Below are 19,693 nucleotides of genomic sequence, written 5' to 3'. Positions count from 1 at the left end.
TTGGAGCGAACGGTAGCATGTTAGAATTTTTAATCAGAGCCTTGCTTGGTGGATTAGGCGTGGCGGCAGTGGCCGGTCCATTAGGCGCCTTTGTTGTCTGGCGTCGCATGGCGTATTTTGGCGATACATTAGCGCACTCTGCCTTGCTTGGCGTAGCGCTGGGTTTTTTATTCAATATTAATTTGAATCTGGCGATTGTGGTTTTGTGTGTTGGCTTGGCCGCGGTGCTTGTGACACTGCAAAAGAAACACATTATTGCGACCGATACCTTATTGGGGATTTTGGCGCATTCTGCGCTTTCTCTTGGCTTGGTCGCGGTGAGTTTTCTAGACAACATTCGTATCGATCTGATGGCGTATTTGTTTGGTGACCTGTTGGCGGTGAGCCAAACGGATCTTTACTGGATTTATGGCGGAGGTTTCGCGGTACTGACGTTGCTGGTGGCCTTTTGGAAACCCTTGCTGGCGGTCACGGTTAACGAAGAGTTGGCGAAGGTAGAAGGTTACCCCGTCGAAGCGATTCGTTTATTGATGATGTTGTTGGTGGCGTTAGTCATCGCCGTGGCAATGAAAATTGTAGGGGTGTTATTGATTACTTCGTTGATGATTATTCCTGCTGCGACGGCGCGTAAGTTATCGAATACACCGGTTCAGATGGCCGCCATCTCTAGCGCGATAGGCTGCTTGGCGGTGTGTGGTGGTGTGTGGTCCTCTTATCATTGGGATACACCAACAGGACCAAGCGTGGTGGTTTGTGCCGCTTTACTCTTCCTGATCGCTTACACGTCACCATTAAAGCGTCGTACGGCCTAGCGCTTGATATTCAAGCGGCCGTAGCGCGCTTTTTCCTTCCTTGTGATGACAAGACGTTGCTCTGATTACTTTTATTAGAGCAGCGTTCTCCTCTTTTTTGTTGATATCTGTAATAAAGCCTTATCTAGTAACGTCATATCTAGTAACGTCTTACTGCTATGCTTAGACCAATAGGGTTTTCCCTTGTGACTTTTGTCTACTGGGTCTTTTGACTGTTTTATCATCTCGTTTTGACTGTGGGGAATGCTATGCTTGGTTTTTCAACGATTAGAGGTCGCCTGTGGGGCAGCTATCTAATTCTGTTTGTGTTGTTGCTTTCGGTGTTGTTTTTTTCGGTGACACGTTTTCAATTTTTATCTAACAATATCAAAAGTATTGTTGGTGAAAATGCCGCTCTGGTTGAATTGACCGGTGAGCTAAATGTGAATGCCGAGAGTTTGGCCAGTCGTCTTTTGATGCTCTTTGTCCTTGAAGAGAGACAAGCCCGCATCTCTATTTATAAAGAAATTGATGAACGCAATCGGATGATGGACGAGAGCCTTGCCAAGATGCAAACCTTGGTGAAATTGCCAGAAGATCAGCGCAGTGTTGAGCAGTTAAAGCAACAGAGAGGAGTCTACCAAAAAGCCCTTCAAGCCACCGTAGAAGCGCTTGAATTGGGTGAGTTGGAAGAAGCTAAAAGCCTAATGGCTGGGCAAACTCGTAATGATTTGCAAACCTTTTTAGATCAAACCTCCGTCTTTGCGGAGCGTCAGCAAAATCTTATCCAATCCAAACAGCAACAGATTTTATCGGAAACTGAATCTGGCATTATGCTGATTCTTGGGCAAGGTGTATTGGCGCTTATCATAGGTGCGGTCATGTCTATCTTGATTACTCGCAGTATTGTAAAACCGCTTGGGCAAGTGGTGCAGTTATTGGATCGTGTTGCCAAAGGCGATTTGTCTCATGATATTTCGATTAAGCAAAGAGGCGAAATTGGCTTACTAGTAGACAGTGTGGTGAGTATGCGAACCAGCCTTGCTGGGGTGATCGAAAAAATAGACAACAGTGCGCAAACCGTTGTTGGTGCAGTCAAAAATATTCGTTTAAGCATGGAAGATGTACAGCAAGGTTCCAGCCAGCAGCAAACCATGGCGAATGACATTCATGGCTCTGTCGGTGAACTCTCTGAAGGCGTAAAAGTGATGGCGGAGCACGTTGCTGTGTCTCGTAATCAAGCGGAAGCTGCTCACCACTTGGCACAGCAGGGCAAGGTAGTGATTACATCTGCAGCGCAAGATATTACCTCTGTAGCAGCCTATATTGAAGAAACATCACATTCTGTCGCCAAACTGAAAGAAAGTGCGTCCACTGTTTCTAATTTGGTGAATAGTATTCGCAATGTGGCGGAACAAACAAACTTGTTGGCATTAAACGCGTCGATTGAAGCGGCACGAGCAGGCGAGAGCGGTCGAGGTTTTGCCGTTGTCGCAGATGAAGTACGAAACCTTGCTACCAGCACCGCAGAGGTGACTGGGTCGATTGATAAAGTCATCACCGACATCAGCGCCTTGTCTATTCAGCTTTCTGACGAAATGTCTAAAGGCCAAGAGAAAATGCGTGAAGGTGTATTGCATATCGAAGAAGTGGTTATACCACTAAGTCAGCTAGAGGCGGATTCAGCGGAGTCGTTACACAGTCTTGATGAGTTGTCTTTACTGGCTCAGCAACAAGCCAATGAGGTGCAGGACATTGCGACTCATACCACGCTTATTGCGGAGGTAACACAGAGCAATGCTGAAACCTCATTACGCTTGAGTCGTTTAACCGACGAGCTGTTTGATTCAGCAGGGCAAACGAAAGAAGCCACTTCCATCTTTACCCTGCCTACTCGTTAGTAAGGTGGGGTTAGCGTTTCAGGAGCCAGTGATCTAGAGAAAGTACCCCTGCGCCGCGATACATAAGCAGTAACGCAATAGCGAGCCATGTGGCGTGGGTTGGGTAGGCATCTGGATAGATAAAGAGTTGGATAACCAAGGTCATGCCTGCTAGGCCTAATGCGGCGAAGCGTGTAAAGAAGCCTGTTAGAATTAAAATGGGCAATACATGCTCAGCTATCGCTGCCAGCAAAGCGGCAATGGCAGGAGAAAGCAACGGAAGGTTGTATTCGAACTCAAAGAGAAACAGTGTGGAATCTTTTAAATGTGGCCAGCCTAATTGAATCTGGCCACTAATAATATCGAGAGCAAAGCCTTCGATTTTGGTTTGTCCTGATTTCCAGAATACCGCCGCGATCGCAAATCTTGCGATAAAAAGCACCAGCGATTCTGGAATGCGACGAAACAAAGCATCACTTTTAGATAATATTAAAGACAACATTTTTTACCCCACAGTTTACAGTTATTCAGCTTCTAAGGGCTGATTAGCGATATTCGTAATTAATTTCCATTCTATTAACTTTGCCAGCGTAGCCCCTAGATCGAAATCGTCTGAGTCTGGTAGCGCCTCTTCCAATTTTTTGTTCTGTAATAACTGCTTGAAGAAACGAGCCTCTTCATAGCTAATCACATGCAATTGGGCAATTAAGTGAGACTTTGCGAGCAGCAAATATTCGCCTTCGTTGATGGCAACCTGATTCAAGCGCAAATGCCCATCGTTACGGTGGGCTTGATAGAGTGAGCCGATAGCAAAAGGAGACGCCAGTAATTGCGAGGTTGGCGGTAAGCTTAAATACAGCGCCGAGGGATCGTCCACTTGAGCAAAGGCTTCTGCTACTTGTTCATGGTTTAGTGTGGCGTGTTCTGTGTCATGGGTGAGTGCCAATAAACTGTATTCGAGTGCGGCTAAGTCTGCGAGAAACGGCAAGCTTTGAGCGGCTTCAAATTGACGAATGAAGTCTGAAAAAAGATGACCATATTCGCTGATAATAGGGGATTCTGGTGGCGAAACGAGCAGGTACTGTTTTGCCATGGCACGAAAGAAATCATCCCCTACCAATGCCTGAGTAACTGGAAATATATCGGACAGAGCATCGATCAATGAGACCACAACATTGTTCCGGTAGACGTTCAATCGAATTTCTTTTTCTTGCATTGATAAGGCGTCTATTTCACGATAAAAGCGGGTATCTTCGCCTAATAAAGCCGCTTTAAATTCGTTGTTCATAGCGACTCTCCCGCAACGCCGTTTGGCGAATTGTGTCGGCATAGCGCGCTTCAGCAAGTAGCTCGGTCAGCGGTGGAAGGTTGCCATCGCGCTCAATCAGCGTCGGGCAAGCTTGGTTCATCATATTAAGTTGGAGGCAGGTGTATTGATATAAAGCCCAAACGTCATGGGAGACTGGTTCATCATGACTGTCTATTTTCAATGGCAATGTGGTGTTGCTGTCTAAGGTGTGACCGGCAAGGTGCATTTGCCCCACGGCATTTAGTGGGAAATCATTGAGGTAGTCGTATGGGTTGGTTCTATTGTTAAAACAAGATACTTCGACATTATTCACATCCAGTAATAAGCCGCAGCCAGTGCGTTTGGCGATTTCACGAATGAAATCCGTTTCGCTCATATCGCTGCGTGTGAACTCAAAATAAGTCGATGGGTTTTCAAGCAGAATTTGTCTTTGTAGACACTCTTGAACTTGCTCAATATGTCGGCACACACGGTCTAATGTTGGGCCATCATAAGGTACTGGTAATAAATCATTTAAGAATTGACTATGGTGCGTTGACCATGCCAAATGTTCTGAAAAAACAGCAGGTTGAAGCTCGTTAACCAGTTTGGCAACGCGCTTTAAATGTTCGATATTTAGAGGAGTTTCACCACCAATGGACAGCCCAACACCATGTACGGTGAGAGGGTAATGCTCGCGGATTTTATGCAGATAATGGCGCGCAGGTCCGCCGTTACTTAAATAGTTTTCGGCATGAATTTCAAAAAAACCTACCTCAGGTAGATCCGCTAATATGCCTTGATAATAAGCAGGCTTTAAGCTGATACCAGAGAGGGATGAAAAGGTCGAAGAGGCAAACATTGCATCTTCGACTTTTGGTGTGAAACGAGACATGGGAATGTGAGTCCGTTTACTTAGAAAGCTTTCAATTGGCCGTGGCCAGTTGGTGATGTTTTAGAGTCCATTTCTAAACAAGTGCCAGCAGGGACGATTTTCCAAGCATTGCCTTGATAATCTGTTTTAGAAGTACCTGCACAAGAAGTGCCTGGGCCTGCTGCACAATCATTTTGGCCAGCTAATGCCACGCCGAAACATTTTTCTTTGCTGGCAGCTTGTGCTGGCACAGATACCGCAGAGATAGCAACGGCTGTACCAAGTGCTAGGGCTAGAGATGCTTTTGTGTTTTTCATTGGTGTATCCTCATTTTCTATTAATTAGTATGTCAAAGGGGTAACAAGCAATGCCTTATGCTTTGCTTGTGTTACCTATCTTTGACGAGGGCGGAAAAGGTTTTATTACATAATTTGCTGAAAAAAATGGAAAAAAATTATTTTACGTCAGGATCTTTCATATAACGTTTTGAAATAGAACGTAATTCTTCCATCTGTTGTGCAAAGCGACGACAGGGTGGACACATGGTGGTGTGTACCCCTAGCGCGATTTTTTCTTTCGTATCGAGTGGTCGATCCAACTTTTCAGACAACAACTGAGTGGCTTGGTGGCAGCTCATCATGATGGCTTCTCCGCTTGATACCAGTTATCTTCTAGACATTCTCTTAACCGTAAACGAGCACGATAAAGGGTGACATTGAGGTTGGTTACGGTTAAATCTTCGTTATGGCAAATTTCTGCGGTGTCCATTTCGAGAAATTCTCGCATCATAAAAAAGCGGCTGTATTTTTCGGGGAGGGCGTTTAGGCAGGCGTCAAATACTCGCCAGAAATGTGCGTTTTCAACACAGTGATCCGGCGTGTCCCATTTTTTAGGGCGCTCACTTTTTTGCCAATGACCGTGTTTGTTGAATAAAACTTCAATCAGCTCTTCGCCATTCACATTCGGACCATCTTCTAGTTGGCTGGCCGCGGTATGACGTTTCTCTTTACGCAACAGGTCGATGAGTTTGTTTTTTAGAATGGAAAAGACCCATGTTTTGAGTGCCGCTTGGCGTGAAAAACGATCGATATTTTGATAGGCCGAGAGCATGGCCTCTTGCACAGCGTCTTCAGCAAGTTGTTCATCTCGGACTTGAATGCGCGCAAATTTTACCATTTGCAGTCGAAGGTCATTCATAAACTCGGCATTCATAAAGATGCTTGCCGCTTGTGTGTGTGCAGGGTTTGAAGAGATACTGGCGTTTGTCATTTAAGCCTCTACTGATGGATTATCATCATTATAGACTGCACAATGCTTTAAATGTTCGGGTAATAGGAAAAGATTTGCTAAGAAAAGTAACAGCGCTTATCGGTTAAGCGCTGTAAATGCTTTATGGATGCTTTCTACGGTATAAGGTGGTGCGATATTACCCGCTAATTGATTGTGCTTATTAACTAATAGCAGTAACCCTTGGGAGTCTGAGTAGCCGACTTTGCTGAGTAATGCGGTGGTCTTTTGGTAGGCGGAATCCGCAGGGCGAAGAACCGATTGCCCGCTGGCTTCAAAAGTGGACACCTCACCCTGGCAAATAGCATCACAAATGAGAGGTTGTACTAAGAGTCCGTACCATTGACCTTTCTTGGCATTGAGAGCCGCCGACAAGTCAGGCAGGTCTCTTGGTTCAGGCAAGAGGCTAATGTTTAGTTCTGCTTGTTCTACTTTTGATAGATGCGGTTCTTCAAAGTAATTACGGAAACTTTCACTGAGGCCACAAAGAATACCCGCGACGGCGATAAGAGTAAAAATCCAAGCAGCGGTGGAGTTGTTTTTACGTTTCATTGAGTGTCTTTCTCATGGTTATTCTGGGTCAATTGGGCGGCTTCCGCTAGGTATTCGTCTTTGAGTTTGACGTAATTTAGACCCGCATATTGGAAGTATTCGATCTCTTTTTCGCTCAATGCTCGAGCCTGTTTGACGGGCGATCCGAGGTATAAAAAGCCGGACTCCAATCGTTTACCTGGGGGGACTAAAGAGCCTGCGCCAATGATGACTTGGTCTTCGACGACGGCACCATCTAAAATGGTGGTGCCCATACCTACTAAGACTTTATTGCCTATTTGGCAGCCATGTAGCATGGCCATGTGACCTATGGTGACATCGTCGCCGATTGATAGCGGGTGACCTTCTGGTTTGTAGGCGCTGGCGTGCGTTATGTGCAGGCAGGAGTTGTCTTGAATGCTGGTTCGGGCGCCAATGCGAATATGATGCATGTCACCACGAATCGCCACTAGAGGCCACACAGAGCTGTCGTCACCTATGGTCACATCGCCAATAATGACAGCATGGTCGTCAACCCAAACACGCTCACCTAGTTGTGGCGTTTTACCACGAAACGATCTCATCACCATACAGACTCTCTTTTTAGGGTGTTTTGTGTGCAGTAAAGATGAACTATCGACATGATAGCGATAGTGTCATTGAAAAAAATCAAACACCACATATCTTATTACATATAGATTGCTTTTAATAAGGCCATAAATTCAAAGCCTAACCATTTTTATGAAACGCGATGCACAAGTGACCATGGTGGTCTTAGCGCGTTTTTTCGCATAGAAGGATAACATGATATGTCACAGTCCGTATGGGATGCGACCAGCTTACCAACCTTTTCCACGATTGATGTAACGAGCATTGAGGCGGAATTGACAGAGCGCTTGAGTAACACACAAGCCGCGATTGATGCGTGCGTGAACGAAAACAGCGATCCGACGTGGGAAAGCCTAGTACTGCCGTTGGATCAGTTGCACGACGACCTTGCTAATTTCTGGTCGCCTATCAGTCACCTTAACTCTGTTAAAAATACGCCAGAGCTGCGAGAAGCGTACAATGCTTGCTTGCCTAAACTTACCCAGTATTACACAGACTTAGGGCAAAATAAGGCCTTGTATCAAGCTTACAAAACCTTAGCAGAAAGTGATGCGGCCAAACATCTATCGCCCGCGCAAACCGAAGCCTTAGTACAAACCATTCGTGACTTTGAATTGTCCGGTGTTGGCTTAGAAGGCGACGCCAAAAAACGTTATGGTGAAATCAGTCAGCGTTTGTCTGAGCTGAGCAGTCAATTCGGTGAAAATGTCTTGGACGCCACTCAAGCGTGGAGCAAGTTAATTACGGACGAAAAAGAGTTGGCCGGTTTACCTGACTCTGCGTTAGCACAAGCTAAGCAAATGGCAGAAGCCAAAGAGAAAGAAGGCTGGTTGTTTACTTTGGATTTTCCATCTTACATGCCAGTCATGAGCTACGCGGATAACGCCGCGTTGCGTGAAGAAATGTACCGAGCTTTTGCCACCCGCGCCTCTGATCAAGGGGGAGATATCAAGTTTGATAACGCTCCTTTGATTGATGAGATTTTGGCATTGCGTCATGAAATGGCACACATTCTAGGCTTTGATAACTACGCTGAATTGTCCGTGGCGACCAAGATGGCCGATAACGGTCAGCAGGTCATCGACTTCTTGCAAACCTTAGCGCAACAATCAAAAAGCTCAGCAGAACAAGATCTTGCCCAATTAACCGCGTTCGCAAAAGACGAAAATGGCGTCACCGAGTTGAATGCTTGGGATATGGGGTATTACGCCGAGAAGCTGCGCCAGCATAAGTACAGTATCTCTCAAGAAGAGCTGCGCCCTTACTTTCCAATGAATAAAGTCTTATCGGGACTGTTTCACGTGGCACAAACTTTGTTCGGCGTGGATATTCGAGAAGAAAAAGAATTCGATAGCTATAACAAAGACGTACAGCTCTTTACTATCAGTAAAGGTGGAGAAGACATTTCTCGCTTCTACCTAGACCCTTACTCCCGTGAAGCAAAACGTGGTGGCGCATGGATGGATTCGTGTCGGACTCGTCGTCGTTTGAGCGACAATCGTCTGCAGCTTCCTGTTGCTTACTTAGTGTGCAACTTCACTCCGCCAATTGGCGACAAACCTGCCTTACTCACACACGATGAAGTGACGACCTTGTTCCATGAATTTGGCCATGGTTTGCACCATATGTTGACGCAAGTTGATGTGTCTTCTGTGTCTGGGATTAACGGTGTCGCCTGGGATGCGGTTGAGCTACCAAGTCAATTTATGGAGAACTGGTGCTACGAACCAGAAGCCTTGGCCTATATCGCAGGGCATTTTGAAACCAATGAGCCATTACCAGACGCCTTGCTAGAAAAAATGCTGGCGGCGAAGAACTTCCAATCTGGTATGCAAATGATGCGTCAGTTGGAATTTTCATTGTTCGACTTCCGTTTGCACCGCGAATACCAAAAAGGCATTTCTGTACAATCCGTTATTGACGAAGTGCGTCGTGACGTTGCGGTTACGACACCACCAGAATTTAACCGTTTTCAGAACGGCTTCTCACATATCTTTGCAGGCGGATACGCTGCGGGTTATTACAGCTATAAATGGGCAGAAGTGTTGTCTGCAGATGCTTTCTCGAAATTCGAAGAAGACGGCATTTTCAATAAAGACACGGGTGCACGCTTCCGTGATACCATATTGGCCAATGGCGGCTCTCGCCCAGCGGCAGAATTGTTTGCTGAATTCCGTGGTCGTGAGCCAAGTACCGACGCTTTATTGAGACACAGTGGCATTGCAGCCTAGCTGTAGAAAACTGCATAACGAGCGTGGCGAATAACGAAATAGAAAAGTGGCGACGCGCTGCTTTTCTATAAGAGGCAATAGGCAATATTATGACGGTAAAACGCTTTATCGCGGGGGCTGTTTGTCCTCGTTGTAGTGAAATGGATAAAATACGCGCTTGGCGTGATGATGACGCTGAAAAACAATATCGTGAGTGTATTTCGTGTGGTTACACGGATGAGCAGTCTACGGTAATACAGGCGCAGCCAACCGAAATTCCAACGCGAGTGAATACGCCTCACAGCAGCGCGCCAGAGGCTGAAGAAGTGGTGATTAACTTTATTCCGAACCCTGGAATGACGAAGCACTGATCGTCTTTTGCTCTAACGTTTGCGTTCTAAAACGTATGTAAAAACGGAGTCGTGAATAACGACTCCGTTTTTTTATGGAAAAGGGATTCGCAGCGGTTTCTCAGTCTGCGTAGCCACTACCAATGGCATTAAATGGCATCTTCAAGCCAAGATCCGGTACTTGCAAACCAATCCAAGTAGGGAAGGTGTTGCTGTTTGGGCCTGGGAACACAGTGTATTGATTCGCCCATGGATAGCGGGCCACGGCGTCCGTGATTTGTGGGATCAAGCGCTGGGCTTTTTCGCCTTGTATCGACAATACCTTTTCTGGCTTCGCACCATACCAATAGCGATCGGGTGTTTTTGTCTGATATTCATGGAGCGCAGGCAAGCCTCTTTTTACACGCCAGCCAACCACTTCGTAGACATTATATTCTTTGGCGTTTTGTGGTTTAGTCGCGATCCAAGTGTGTACCGCAAACCAACCTCGCCAACTGAACGCATCCGCCGCATAGACTTCAATAACCGCTTCTTGATCTGTCTCTGGGTTGGGCGCTATACCTGCCGGCTCACGACTTGCCGTTTGCCAATCATTGTTAGAACAAGCGCTGATTAGCACGGTTAGTAATACGATTCCAATGTGTTTTAGCACCTTCTCATTCCTTGTTTGTTTTTGGGTAGTATCGCGTGTTGCTTACTCAGAGTACAAGTGCCTGTATTAGTGCCCGAAATGATCATTTTTTTGTATGTTCGATCAGACTAATGCACGTGATAAAAGCAAAAATACCGCTCGCCATCCGTGACGCGATCGACTGGTATCGGTCAATTAAAGAGGATTTATCCTTCAAATCGCAAAATTTGGGAAGAAAACGCCCACAAATGGTTCATTTATGGGACGTGATGTTTTAAGGTGCCCCACTTAAAAAATTTGATGGATTTTTTCCCATGACTTCAAATACGACCCCGTCCTTGTTTCAACGCTACATGAAAGGCAGCTTAGTCCTGCAAATTATCATTGGTGTGCTGTGTGGTATTGCACTAGCGTATGCGTTACCCAGTGCCGCTCAGTCTGCTGGTTTACTCGGTGGATTCTTTGTCAAAGCGCTGAAAGCCATTGCGCCTGTGTTGGTGTTTATTTTGGTGATGGCCTCGATTGCCAACCACAAACAAAATGAACAAACCTTTATCCGTCCGGTACTGGTTTTGTATGCTGTTGGTACATTGATTGCGGCGTTTGTTGCTGTGTTGTTTAGTTATGCCTTCCCTACTCAGTTGGATCTAGTCACCGCGGATTTGAGCCGTTCTGCTCCTCAAGGTATTGCTGAAGTACTGCATACTTTGTTTTTTAATATGGTTGATAACCCAGTGAATGCGTTGGTGAAAGGCAACTATATTGGCATTTTAACGTGGGCTGTTTGTTTTGGTATCGGTTTACGTCATGCGTCTGATGCGACCAAAGATCTGTTGCAGAACCTAGCCGACAGCGTCACCACAGTGGTGGGCTTTGTGATTCGCTTAGCACCATTTGGTGTGTTTGGTCTGGTCGCGAATACGATTGCCACAACGGGCTTTAGTGCCTTGTTAGGTTACTCACATTTGTTGCTAGTATTGATCGGCTCTATGCTGTTTATTGCCCTAGTAACTAACCCGATTTTAGTGTTTTTGAGCACGCGTCAAAACCCTTATCCTTTGGTGTTTCAATGTTTAAAAGAAAGTGGTGTGACCGCTTTTTTCACCCGCAGTTCAGCAGCCAACATTCCGGTAAACATGGATTTGTGTAAACGCTTAAAACTAGATGAAGACACCTATTCTGTGTCGATTCCTCTGGGTGCGACCATCAATATGGCAGGCGCGGCGATTACGATTACGGTATTAACCTTAGCCGCCGTGAATACATTAGGCATTCCAGTTGATTTCGCTACTGCGATTCTATTGAGCTTTATCGCGGCTGTGTCCGCCTGCGGTAGTTCTGGTGTAGCGGGTGGGTCGTTATTGCTGATTCCTTTGGCTTGTAGCTTATTTAACATTCCTAATGATGTGGCAATGCAGGTTGTGGCCGTCGGCTTTATTATTGGTGTCTTGCAGGATTCTGCAGAAACCGCACTTAATAGTTCGACCGACGTATTGTTTACAGCAGCGGCATGCCGTGCGGCGCAACGCTAATCTCATCTCTTGATGTCGTGAGTCAGAAAGCCGCGCAGTGTCGCGGCTTTCTTCGTTTTAGGGAAGGCGATTAGGCGTGTGATTTCTTGAGCGGTTGTGAGATCAGTAGCTTACCTATTTCTTCGGCGAGGACTGGGCGTGAGTAGAGCCAGCCTTGGCCGATCGCATTGGGGCTTCGCTCCAGAATATAATCCTCTTCACGTTGCTCTTCTATGCCTTCAAACACCACGTGCATTTTCAGGTTTTCAATAAGTTGGAAAATGCCATTGAGCATGTTTTGATTGATGGAGTCGGTGCCGATGGCTTGAGTAAACATCTTGTCTATTTTGATCTCGTCTGCTTCCAGTGCGCTCAACCAAGAGAGGTTGGAATAGCCTGTACCGAAATCATCCAATGAAACTTGATAGCCCTTTTTGACGAACTGTTTTGTCGTGTTCGACATGGCGTCTTGGTCGGCAGCAGAGCGTTCGGTAATTTCAAAAATGAGCTGTTCTGGTCGAATGCCATGCTGCTGCACTAGGTCATCAATAAATAACAAGAATTGAGAGTCTGTTAAATCTTGAATCGATAAATTAATACTGACAAAGAAGGCTTTATTGTTCACCAAATAGTCGCGCATGTCAGAGAGCGTTTTTGACACAATCAGCTTAGTCAGTTCTTTAATCTGATTATTTTTCTCGGCTAAGGCGATAAATACATCAGGGGAGACATAGCCATATTCCTCATCATTCCAACGGGCTAATGCTTCGACACCGATTATCTTTCCTGATTGTAACTGTATTTTGGGTTGGTATTGAACGTGCAATAGTTTCTTATCAATAGCCTGTTTGAGTCGTGCACCAAGAGAGTTTTTTCGCAGACGTGCAAAGGACAATAACAGGGAAAGAATGCCACCAAATAAAAAACCGATGACGATAATAATAGCATGGTAGGTGTTTGAAATACCGAATATCCCTAATTGAGAATCCGTCGCTGTGGTGCAAATAACGGTACTGCCTTGCGTGCAAAGCTGAGTTTGTATTTGACGTCCTTTGACAGGCAACCAGAAAAAAGGATCTTCTTTCTTTTTCAGTAATCCAATGGCTTGTTGTTTAGTGAGGTCGCCAAAAGTTTTGTAAATGTAATCGCTGTGCTTAGTCGTCAAAACTGCGGCAATAAACTCAGGGTTATGAGGTAAGTTTTTAAAAACATAATGAGAGACGAACGCAATACTATTGCGACGAGCGATGGCATTACTGGTGATGCCTTCTGTCGGAATGTCTTTCAATCTTGTCCAAAATTGATAACCATCTGGCGTGAGTTCACTAAAGTGTGGCAGTTTCTTTTGCTCTGCTAAGAGGCCCCAGCCAGCCGTGCATTCTATTGCGCCGTTTTTGATTCGGCCTATGTCATGAATAAAGTCGTAGTTCCACAGACTTTCACGAAGATACTCAATGTCTTCTGGTGAACATTGTTCAAACTGAGATTGTTGAGCAAATTTTAATGAAAGGCGACTTTCTTTATTGGCCTGTAGTCCGCGATTTAGGATTGCCTCAGAGTACCCCCGTAGAAACTCGCGCTCATGTTTTATAATAACCACATGAACCACACTGATGGCGATCACTGTCCCTAATAATCCTGATAGTAATGCCATCCAGTGCATTTTTTTAGGCAAAGAAAAAAAGCTAGAAGCGGTAGGCTGAAAAGCGCTGTGCATTAGATATAGGGCTCTATTTAGAAGGGTTAATATGGAGCAGGGGCTCAGGAAGCGCGCATAATATAGAAAACACTCATGATAATTGTGCGTTGTTTGTGTAAATATGAAGCTTTTTGTTAACAAAGTTGTTTATTATTATTTCCTCATTCTTTATTACACATTAATGCGATATTTCTGTCTTTTCTGTCCTCTTTTTATCCTAATTAATCGCCACTATGATGGACTTTTGCTGATGATTTTAACGTTCGTGCGGGATGTTGTTTTGATCAGTAATAAAACATGCACTAAGTATTAATACGTAGCGGCTCATATTTTTTTGCGTATTCATACGAATAGCTTACAAATCCCCAGTGAGTGATTATCCTGTCTGCTTGATCCCGTTTTAAAAATAATAAACAACAGGACATAAAGATGAACTCTTTAAAAATAACGACATTAGTGGCTGCTGCGGCAGTGACTATGACTACTTTCTCCATGTCTTCTACTGCTGCTGACAGAGTATATAAACTGAAGATGGCAGAAACATGGACAACAAACTTCCCTATCTTTGGCGATGCGCCACGTAATATGGCTCGCATTGCAGACGAAATGTCTAACGGTCGTCTAAAAATCACCATCGACTCTGCGAACAAACACAAAGCGCCTTTTGGTATCTTTGATATGGTTCGTTCTGGGCAATACGATATCGGCCACTCAGCGTCTTATTACTGGAAAGGTAAAGTAGCCAACACACTGTATTTCACGACTATGCCATTTGGTATGACCGCCCCTGAGCAATATGGCTGGTTCTACGAAGGTGACGGCATGAAGTTAATGGAAAAGGTTTATAAGCCATTTGGCCTATTGTCTTTCCCAGGTGGTAATACCGGCATGCAAATGGGTGGTTGGTTTAAAAAAGAAATCAACACTGTGGATGACCTGAAAGGTCTGAAAATGCGTATTCCAGGGTTTGCTGGTGAAGTGCTTGCGAAACTGGGCGCGAAGCCAACGAACATTCCACCAGGTGAGCTATACACAGCACTAGAGCGTAATACCATAGACGCACTAGAGTGGGTTGGTCCCTCTCTTGATTTGCGTATGGGTTTCCACAAAATCGCACCTTACTACTACACAGGTTGGCATGAGCCAGCGACTGAGTTGCAGTTCTTAGTGAATGAGCGTACTTGGAAGCGTTTACCAGATGACCTGCGTGAAATCCTTCGTGTTTCTATGAAACTGTCTGCTTATGACATGTACATTCAGTCTTACCATGAAAGTGGTGTGAACTGGGCGACGATGAAAACAGACTTCCCAAATATTCAGGTTAAAACCTTCCCTACTCCTGTGCTAAAAGCCATGAAAAAAGCTAACGACGAATTGTTGGCAGAAGCGGCCGCGAAAGACCCTCTTACTAAAGAGATTCTAGACTCGCAAAAAGAGTACATGAAAACGGCCCGTGTTTGGACGAACATCTCTGATCGTGCTTACCTTGAAAGTTTAGACAGTATCTCTGAATAACCCTCTACGACGCACGACGAGCCAATCTCGTTGTGCGTCTTTTCTAGGAGTTTTGCATGTTTTTAACAAACCTAGAGAGAGGAATCACTCGTTTCTCTAATCTGCTTGGTAGTATTTCAACTATCTTGCTAATCGCGTTGTTGTGTAATGTCTTTTACGACGTCTTATTGCGCTATGCCTTCAATGATGTATCGATTGCGATGCAAGAGCTTGAGTGGCACCTGTACTCAGCGATTTTCTTATTAGGCATCCCTTACGGTATCCAACATGGCGGTCATGTCCGTGTTGATTTGATTTATGAAAATTTGTCCATCAAGAAGCGTGCTTGGATCGATTTATTTGGCTGTGCCTTTTTCATGCTGCCGTTTACGTTATTGGTTGGCTATTACGGTATTGGTCACGCACAAGAAGCGTTTGCTTTAGGTGAAGGCAGTGGTGACCCAGGTGGTCTACCGTATCGCTGGATTATCAAAGCCGTAATCCCATTTGCTTTTTTCTCCATGGCCATCAGTGGCGTGGGTATGATGATTCGTTCTATTAATGCCATTCGCGGTATCAGCGAAGATGGCTTTAAGAACCCACCGATTCAACACTAAGCGCACTTCCAGCTCATTGCATATAGGTCATTTATGATTGGAATTATTATGTTTTTCGTTGCCTTAGCTATGTTGATGCTAGGGTTCCCCGTCGCTTTTACGTTTGGCGGTATTGCACTGATCTTTGGCGTCTTTGCCGAAGGTTTCGACATGTTTGCTTTTATGCCTTTTAGGATTCAAAGCTACATGGAAAACACCACCATGATGGCGGTGCCTCTGTTTGTTTTCATGGGGATTGTGTTGCAGAAAACACAGCTTGCTGAGCAGTTGCTGGAAGCGATGGGCAAGTTGTTTGGCCGCGTACGTGGCGGCTTGGCGATTTCTACTATTTTGGTCGGTGCGCTGTTGGCGGCTTCGACGGGTGTGGTTGGTGCCAGCGTAGTGGCGATGGGACTCATCTCCCTCCCTGTTATGCTGAAGTACAAGTACAATAAATCCCTTGCCTGCGGCACCATTTGTGCCTCTGGTACGCTTGGACAGATCATTCCTCCATCGATCATTTTGATCATTCTTGGCGATGTATTGGGGATTCCTGTTGGCGACTTGTTCCACTCTGCGATCCTGCCTGGCATGGTGTTGATCGGTTGTTACATTGTTTATATTTTGATTCTGACCTTCCTAAAACCGGAATTAGCTCCGGCGTTACCTGAAGATCTAGATGATGAAACTCGCGCGCAGCAAATCATCAGCGCGCTTAAAGCCATCATTCCGCCATTGGCATTGGTATTGGTGGTATTGGGTTCTATTTTCACCGGGATTGCGACACCAACAGAGTCTTCTGCATTGGGTGGCGTTGGCGCGATTGTTCTGGCGTTGTTGTACCGTAAGTTTAACTGGAAAATGCTGTATTCAAGCAGTATGGAAACAGTGAAAGTTACCGCCATGGTATTCGCTATCTTGATGGGCGCAACCGCCTTCTCTATGGCCTTTAGTTACACCGGTGGTGATCAAATAGTTGAAGAAGTGTTATTGAATCTACCAGGCGAAAAATGGGGTTTCATCATTTTAGCCATGGTTGCCATTATGATTCTGGGCTTCTTTATCGATTTCGTCGAAATTGCGTTCATTATTGTGCCAATCTTGGCGCCTGTTGCTGAGGCATTGGGCATCAATATGGTGTGGTTTGCGATTCTGATTGCGATGAACTTGCAGACGTCTTTCTTAACACCTCCCTTTGGTTTTAGTTTATTCTATCTCAAAGGGGTCGCCCCAAGTTCAATCAAGACGACGGATATTTATAAAGGGGTCATGCCTTTTATCCTGATCCAAGTATTGGTGCTTGCAAGCCTTATGATCTTCCCTGAATGGTATGGCATGAGCTAAATCAAAAGGTAATATCACGAAAAGCGGGGGTGCTTCAGACGATGGTACCGCCGCTTTTTTTGTTTCTGCGGCCTTCGCATTATTTAATCAGTTGTTATCCAATCATCATAAGCAGGCCTTCGTGTGGGACTAAAAATAAAAATCATTCTGCTGGCGGTTGTTCCTCTGGTGGTTTCCACCGTTATTATTATTTATTTGAATCAACAATCGGCGCGAGATTTAGCCGCCGATGAACTCTCTATTTATGAATTCAATTTAATCCACGCGAAAAAAGAAGCGTTAAAAAGTCATATAGAAATCGCCATGAGCGCCATTCGTCCAGTATTAGAAGATGAAACGATGGACGATGACGAAGCGCAAGATATAGTGAAATCCATTTTAAATGGATTACGTTATAGCGACGATGGTTACTTCTTTGTGTACGACAGTAGTGGTGTGAATCTTGTGCATCCTACCCAGCCGAATTTAGTGGGTGAAAATCTTTGGTTATTTAAAGACACCTCCGGTAATTATTTAATTCAGCATTTAATGGCCGTCGCAAAGACGGGCGGAGGGTTTCACCGTTATATTTGGGAGAAGCCGCCATTAATGCAGCAAGAAGAAAAAATTGGCTACGCGATCATGATCGACCGTTGGCATTGGATGTTGGGCACAGGTTTGTATTTGGGCGACGTTTACCAAGAACTTGCCAAAGCCAAAGCGACAATGAATGCCAATATCCGTCGTAGTTTCTTTCTGGTGAGTGTGGTTGCCAGTATCACCCTGGTATTTGTTATCTTGTTAGGGCTGGCGATTAATCTGCATGAGCACAAGTTAGCAGACTCTAAACTAAAAGCATTGGTGCAGCGTTTCATGCGTTTACAGGTGTTGGAAAAACGGCGCCTTTCTCGTGAATTGCACGATGGCATTAATCAGATGTTGGTATCTTGTAAGTTTCGCATCGAGCTGGCCTGTACTAAATTACAGCGCAACGACGACAAAGACGTGGTGGAAGCGGAATTGATCAAAGCCGAAGGGCTGATTAACCAAACGATTAGCGACATCCGCCAAGTATCCCATGATTTACGTCCGACCGTGCTTGATGATCTTGGTTTAAACACCGGTCTAAAAGGCCTGATCGACCAGTTTCAAGAAAGAACCAATATTAAGGTCAAGTACAGCTTTAAAGTGACGGCAGAGCTGCCGGACGAAATTGAAATTACCCTGTACCGTTTTGCACAAGAAGCGTTAACCAATATTGAAAAACATTCCCAAGCGAGCAATGTCATATTGCAAGTTTGGCAGTCCCATCGACGGGTGATTTTTGAGTGTTTGGATGACGGTCGAGGTTGCTCTCATCAATCGACGTTAACGCCCGGGATTGGGCTGATTAATATGAGAGAACGTATTGAGCTCGTTGGTGGCGATTTTGTCTTTCAATCTCAGAAAGAGAAAGGCACAAAAGTCAGTGCTATCCTGTCGATAGCGTCGCCTATAATCGATTAATATCTAACAAGAAGAGAGAACGGAATGACAACGGAGCCATCGAAAATACGTGTACTTCTGGTGGATGATCACATGTTGGTATTGGATGGCCTTCAAGCACGGTTAGAAATGGAAGCAAACATTGAAGTGATTGGCACAGCATCAAACGGCCTTGAAGCCTTAGAAAAAGCGCAACAGCTACAACCAGATTTAGTCTTGATGGATGTGTCTATGCCTATTTTAAATGGACTAGAAGCCACCAAGCGTTTTCGTAGTGAACAAGCCAACATTAAAATTCTCATGCTCAGTATGCACAATGATAAAGAGTATATTTTGTCGCTGATCCAATCTGGCGCCAATGGTTATGTGCTTAAAGACGTGTCATCCGAAGAGCTGGTTCAAGCCATTAATATGGTTTATCAAGGTGGAACCTACTTCAGCTCAAAAGCGTCAGATGCGTTATTTGGACAAGCAGCAAAGACGGCATTGGAAGAAGAGGCGTTATCCCCCAGAGAAAGTGCCGTGCTGGTGGAAGTGGCCAGTGGCTTTTCTAATAAAGAGATTGCTGTGCGTTTGAGCATTAGTGCTCGAACAGTGGAAACTCATCGCCAAAATATCAAACGTAAGCTGAATATCCACTCGTCAGCAGGTCTAGTGAAATACGCGATAGAACATAATCTGATTGATTAGTTAAATGGTTTTGATGTTTATGCTTATTTTTTCCAATATCACTAAGAATTACTTTCGAATTAGAAAAGTTATCAAACAAATGAGCCGTTTCATACAGATCGGTATGGTCTTCAATAGAGATTAAAACGGTGGACTTTTTATCCTCTCGAATAATATTTATTGGAGTATGGCTTTCGCATACTTTATCCATTACTTCAGCTAGGTTTTCTTGTATTTTTAATGCATTTCGACTCATTAGGCCAAGCCTAACTAGTTGACCCCGAATTCAAGTCCGAAGTGCGACACTTTTCACTTCAAGCAGCCAAACACATCTGTTTAAAGATAACGGCTGGCTGCTTGAATCCTAAACACTTCCTTGGGCGATTGTTTATTCGTCTCATCGCGAAGTCTATTTTCTCTTCTGTAACGCTTCTTAGATCAATGCCCTTAGGCACGTACTGTCTT

Annotated in this window: 21 protein-coding genes and 1 pseudogene; 10 read left to right on the top strand and 12 right to left on the bottom strand. The window is 44.9% G+C overall.

The window, feature by feature from the left end:
* Positions 1 to 17: 17 nt before the first annotated feature.
* Entirely contained in the window at positions 18 to 812 is a 795-nt protein-coding gene (znuB, locus tag ACIGBN_RS15445; protein ID WP_133002372.1) for a zinc ABC transporter permease subunit ZnuB, read from the top strand.
* 248 nt (positions 813 to 1,060) lie between these two features.
* Complete coding sequence (locus ACIGBN_RS15440) at positions 1,061 to 2,692, top strand: methyl-accepting chemotaxis protein (RefSeq protein WP_396666431.1); 1,632 nt, start codon at positions 1,061 to 1,063, stop codon at positions 2,690 to 2,692.
* 10 nt (positions 2,693 to 2,702) lie between these two features.
* Here ACIGBN_RS15440 and ACIGBN_RS15435 read toward each other — a convergent pair whose 3' ends face one another.
* The 8 genes from ACIGBN_RS15435 to ACIGBN_RS15400 all read right to left on the bottom strand — a co-directional run bounded on the left by ACIGBN_RS15435 (position 2,703) and on the right by ACIGBN_RS15400 (position 7,241).
* A complete protein-coding gene (locus tag ACIGBN_RS15435) occupies positions 2,703 to 3,173 on the bottom strand; it encodes a DoxX family protein (protein ID WP_133002374.1) in 471 nt (156 codons plus the stop codon).
* Between the two features lie 21 nt (positions 3,174 to 3,194).
* Positions 3,195 to 3,959, bottom strand: a complete 765-nt coding sequence (locus ACIGBN_RS15430) for a DNA-binding domain-containing protein (RefSeq protein ID WP_165942957.1) — start codon at positions 3,957 to 3,959, stop codon at positions 3,195 to 3,197.
* On the bottom strand, positions 3,943 to 4,854 hold the full coding sequence (locus ACIGBN_RS15425) for a DUF692 domain-containing protein (RefSeq protein WP_396666428.1): 912 nt from the start codon (positions 4,852 to 4,854) through the stop codon (positions 3,943 to 3,945). Before ACIGBN_RS15425 ends, ACIGBN_RS15430 begins: the two co-directional genes overlap by 17 nt.
* Positions 4,855 to 4,874: 20 nt before the next feature.
* Entirely contained in the window at positions 4,875 to 5,150 is a 276-nt protein-coding gene (locus tag ACIGBN_RS15420) for a DUF2282 domain-containing protein (protein WP_133002376.1), read from the bottom strand.
* 137 nt (positions 5,151 to 5,287) lie between these two features.
* Complete coding sequence (locus ACIGBN_RS15415) at positions 5,288 to 5,473, bottom strand: zf-HC2 domain-containing protein (protein WP_133002377.1); 186 nt, start codon at positions 5,471 to 5,473, stop codon at positions 5,288 to 5,290.
* Positions 5,470 to 6,102, bottom strand: a complete 633-nt coding sequence (locus ACIGBN_RS15410) for an RNA polymerase factor sigma-70 (protein ID WP_396666425.1) — start codon at positions 6,100 to 6,102, stop codon at positions 5,470 to 5,472. The genes ACIGBN_RS15415 and ACIGBN_RS15410 overlap by 4 nt, the downstream gene beginning before the upstream one ends.
* A gap of 96 nt (positions 6,103 to 6,198) precedes the next feature.
* On the bottom strand, positions 6,199 to 6,672 hold the full coding sequence (locus tag ACIGBN_RS15405) for a hypothetical protein (protein ID WP_396666423.1): 474 nt from the start codon (positions 6,670 to 6,672) through the stop codon (positions 6,199 to 6,201).
* Positions 6,669 to 7,241 carry a gamma carbonic anhydrase family protein gene (locus ACIGBN_RS15400; RefSeq protein ID WP_133002380.1) on the bottom strand — a complete coding sequence of 191 codons (573 nt, stop codon included), beginning with the start codon at positions 7,239 to 7,241 and terminating at the stop codon, positions 6,669 to 6,671. Before ACIGBN_RS15400 ends, ACIGBN_RS15405 begins: the two co-directional genes overlap by 4 nt.
* A 219-nt stretch (positions 7,242 to 7,460) precedes the next feature.
* Here ACIGBN_RS15400 and prlC point away from each other — a divergent pair, with 219 nt between their 5' ends.
* Together prlC and ACIGBN_RS15390 are read left to right on the top strand one after the other, a co-directional pair.
* Positions 7,461 to 9,491, top strand: coding sequence for an oligopeptidase A (gene prlC / locus ACIGBN_RS15395; RefSeq protein ID WP_396666421.1), 2,031 nt, complete (start codon positions 7,461 to 7,463; stop codon positions 9,489 to 9,491).
* Positions 9,492 to 9,580: 89 nt separating this feature from the next.
* Entirely contained in the window at positions 9,581 to 9,841 is a 261-nt protein-coding gene (locus ACIGBN_RS15390; RefSeq protein WP_133002382.1) for a YheV family putative zinc ribbon protein, read from the top strand.
* A gap of 100 nt (positions 9,842 to 9,941) precedes the next feature.
* On the opposite strand, the gene ACIGBN_RS15385 is transcribed toward ACIGBN_RS15390, so the two are convergent.
* The gene (locus ACIGBN_RS15385; protein WP_133002383.1) at positions 9,942 to 10,472 is read right to left on the bottom strand and encodes a DUF3750 domain-containing protein; all 531 of its coding nucleotides are present in this window, start codon (positions 10,470 to 10,472) and stop codon (positions 9,942 to 9,944) included.
* 293 nt (positions 10,473 to 10,765) lie between these two features.
* Here ACIGBN_RS15385 and sstT point away from each other — a divergent pair, with 293 nt between their 5' ends.
* Positions 10,766 to 11,983 carry a serine/threonine transporter SstT gene (sstT, locus tag ACIGBN_RS15380; RefSeq protein WP_396666418.1) on the top strand — a complete coding sequence of 406 codons (1,218 nt, stop codon included), beginning with the start codon at positions 10,766 to 10,768 and terminating at the stop codon, positions 11,981 to 11,983.
* A 70-nt stretch (positions 11,984 to 12,053) separates the two neighbouring features.
* On the opposite strand, the gene ACIGBN_RS15375 is transcribed toward sstT, so the two are convergent.
* Positions 12,054 to 13,679, bottom strand: coding sequence for an EAL domain-containing protein (locus ACIGBN_RS15375; protein ID WP_396666416.1), 1,626 nt, complete (start codon positions 13,677 to 13,679; stop codon positions 12,054 to 12,056).
* Positions 13,680 to 14,090: 411 nt separating this feature from the next.
* On the opposite strand from ACIGBN_RS15375, the gene ACIGBN_RS15370 reads away from it, so the two are divergent.
* The 5 genes from ACIGBN_RS15370 (at position 14,091) to ACIGBN_RS15350 (ending at position 19,249) form a co-directional block, all read left to right on the top strand.
* Positions 14,091 to 15,176 carry a TRAP transporter substrate-binding protein gene (locus tag ACIGBN_RS15370; protein WP_133002386.1) on the top strand — a complete coding sequence of 362 codons (1,086 nt, stop codon included), beginning with the start codon at positions 14,091 to 14,093 and terminating at the stop codon, positions 15,174 to 15,176.
* Positions 15,177 to 15,232: 56 nt separating this feature from the next.
* Positions 15,233 to 15,772, top strand: a complete 540-nt coding sequence (locus ACIGBN_RS15365) for a TRAP transporter small permease subunit (protein ID WP_133002387.1) — start codon at positions 15,233 to 15,235, stop codon at positions 15,770 to 15,772.
* A 33-nt stretch (positions 15,773 to 15,805) separates the two neighbouring features.
* Positions 15,806 to 17,095 (top strand): TRAP transporter large permease subunit, encoded by a 1,290-nt coding sequence (locus tag ACIGBN_RS15360; protein ID WP_133002388.1) that lies wholly within the window; start codon positions 15,806 to 15,808, stop codon positions 17,093 to 17,095.
* A gap of 123 nt (positions 17,096 to 17,218) precedes the next feature.
* Entirely contained in the window at positions 17,219 to 18,580 is a 1,362-nt protein-coding gene (locus tag ACIGBN_RS15355) for a cache domain-containing protein (RefSeq protein ID WP_133002389.1), read from the top strand.
* Between the two features lie 24 nt (positions 18,581 to 18,604).
* Positions 18,605 to 19,249: a response regulator gene (locus ACIGBN_RS15350; RefSeq protein ID WP_396666413.1), complete on the top strand. Its 645-nt coding sequence runs from the start codon at positions 18,605 to 18,607 to the stop codon at positions 19,247 to 19,249.
* Here the strand turns inward: ACIGBN_RS15350 and ACIGBN_RS15345 are convergent.
* Together ACIGBN_RS15345 and ACIGBN_RS15340 are read right to left on the bottom strand one after the other, a co-directional pair.
* A complete protein-coding gene (locus ACIGBN_RS15345) occupies positions 19,176 to 19,484 on the bottom strand; it encodes a type II toxin-antitoxin system Phd/YefM family antitoxin (protein WP_396666411.1) in 309 nt (102 codons plus the stop codon). The two genes, ACIGBN_RS15350 and ACIGBN_RS15345, sit on opposite strands and share 74 nt — an antisense overlap.
* Positions 19,485 to 19,542: 58 nt before the next feature.
* A pseudogene (locus tag ACIGBN_RS15340) lies at positions 19,543 to 19,693 on the bottom strand (IS30 family transposase); the annotation flags it as partial.

Source organism: Marinomonas sp. NPDC078689 (assembly GCF_044542435.1).
Classification (GTDB): Bacteria; Pseudomonadota; Gammaproteobacteria; order Pseudomonadales; family Marinomonadaceae; genus Marinomonas; species Marinomonas arenicola.
Note: the sequence above shows the minus strand (reverse complement) of the source record. Positions and strands in the feature narration are given on the sequence as shown.

Coding starts and splice junctions, on each gene's coding strand:
- ACIGBN_RS15375 (WP_396666416.1), bottom strand. CDS start 13,679: ATGCACAGCGCTTTTCAGCCTACCGCTTCTAGCTTTTTTTCTTTGCCT.
- ACIGBN_RS15420 (WP_133002376.1), bottom strand. CDS start 5,150: ATGAAAAACACAAAAGCATCTCTAGCCCTAGCACTTGGTACAGCCGTT.
- ACIGBN_RS15370 (WP_133002386.1), top strand. CDS start 14,091: ATGAACTCTTTAAAAATAACGACATTAGTGGCTGCTGCGGCAGTGACT.
- ACIGBN_RS15415 (WP_133002377.1), bottom strand. CDS start 5,473: ATGATGAGCTGCCACCAAGCCACTCAGTTGTTGTCTGAAAAGTTGGAT.
- ACIGBN_RS15425 (WP_396666428.1), bottom strand. CDS start 4,854: ATGTCTCGTTTCACACCAAAAGTCGAAGATGCAATGTTTGCCTCTTCG.
- ACIGBN_RS15435 (WP_133002374.1), bottom strand. CDS start 3,173: ATGTTGTCTTTAATATTATCTAAAAGTGATGCTTTGTTTCGTCGCATT.
- ACIGBN_RS15405 (WP_396666423.1), bottom strand. CDS start 6,672: ATGAAACGTAAAAACAACTCCACCGCTGCTTGGATTTTTACTCTTATC.
- ACIGBN_RS15350 (WP_396666413.1), top strand. CDS start 18,605: ATGACAACGGAGCCATCGAAAATACGTGTACTTCTGGTGGATGATCAC.
- prlC (WP_396666421.1), top strand. CDS start 7,461: ATGTCACAGTCCGTATGGGATGCGACCAGCTTACCAACCTTTTCCACG.
- ACIGBN_RS15400 (WP_133002380.1), bottom strand. CDS start 7,241: ATGGTGATGAGATCGTTTCGTGGTAAAACGCCACAACTAGGTGAGCGT.
- ACIGBN_RS15365 (WP_133002387.1), top strand. CDS start 15,233: ATGTTTTTAACAAACCTAGAGAGAGGAATCACTCGTTTCTCTAATCTG.
- sstT (WP_396666418.1), top strand. CDS start 10,766: ATGACTTCAAATACGACCCCGTCCTTGTTTCAACGCTACATGAAAGGC.
- ACIGBN_RS15440 (WP_396666431.1), top strand. CDS start 1,061: ATGCTTGGTTTTTCAACGATTAGAGGTCGCCTGTGGGGCAGCTATCTA.
- ACIGBN_RS15360 (WP_133002388.1), top strand. CDS start 15,806: ATGATTGGAATTATTATGTTTTTCGTTGCCTTAGCTATGTTGATGCTA.
- ACIGBN_RS15410 (WP_396666425.1), bottom strand. CDS start 6,102: ATGACAAACGCCAGTATCTCTTCAAACCCTGCACACACACAAGCGGCA.
- ACIGBN_RS15345 (WP_396666411.1), bottom strand. CDS start 19,484: ATGAGTCGAAATGCATTAAAAATACAAGAAAACCTAGCTGAAGTAATG.
- ACIGBN_RS15390 (WP_133002382.1), top strand. CDS start 9,581: ATGACGGTAAAACGCTTTATCGCGGGGGCTGTTTGTCCTCGTTGTAGT.
- znuB (WP_133002372.1), top strand. CDS start 18: ATGTTAGAATTTTTAATCAGAGCCTTGCTTGGTGGATTAGGCGTGGCG.
- ACIGBN_RS15430 (WP_165942957.1), bottom strand. CDS start 3,959: ATGAACAACGAATTTAAAGCGGCTTTATTAGGCGAAGATACCCGCTTT.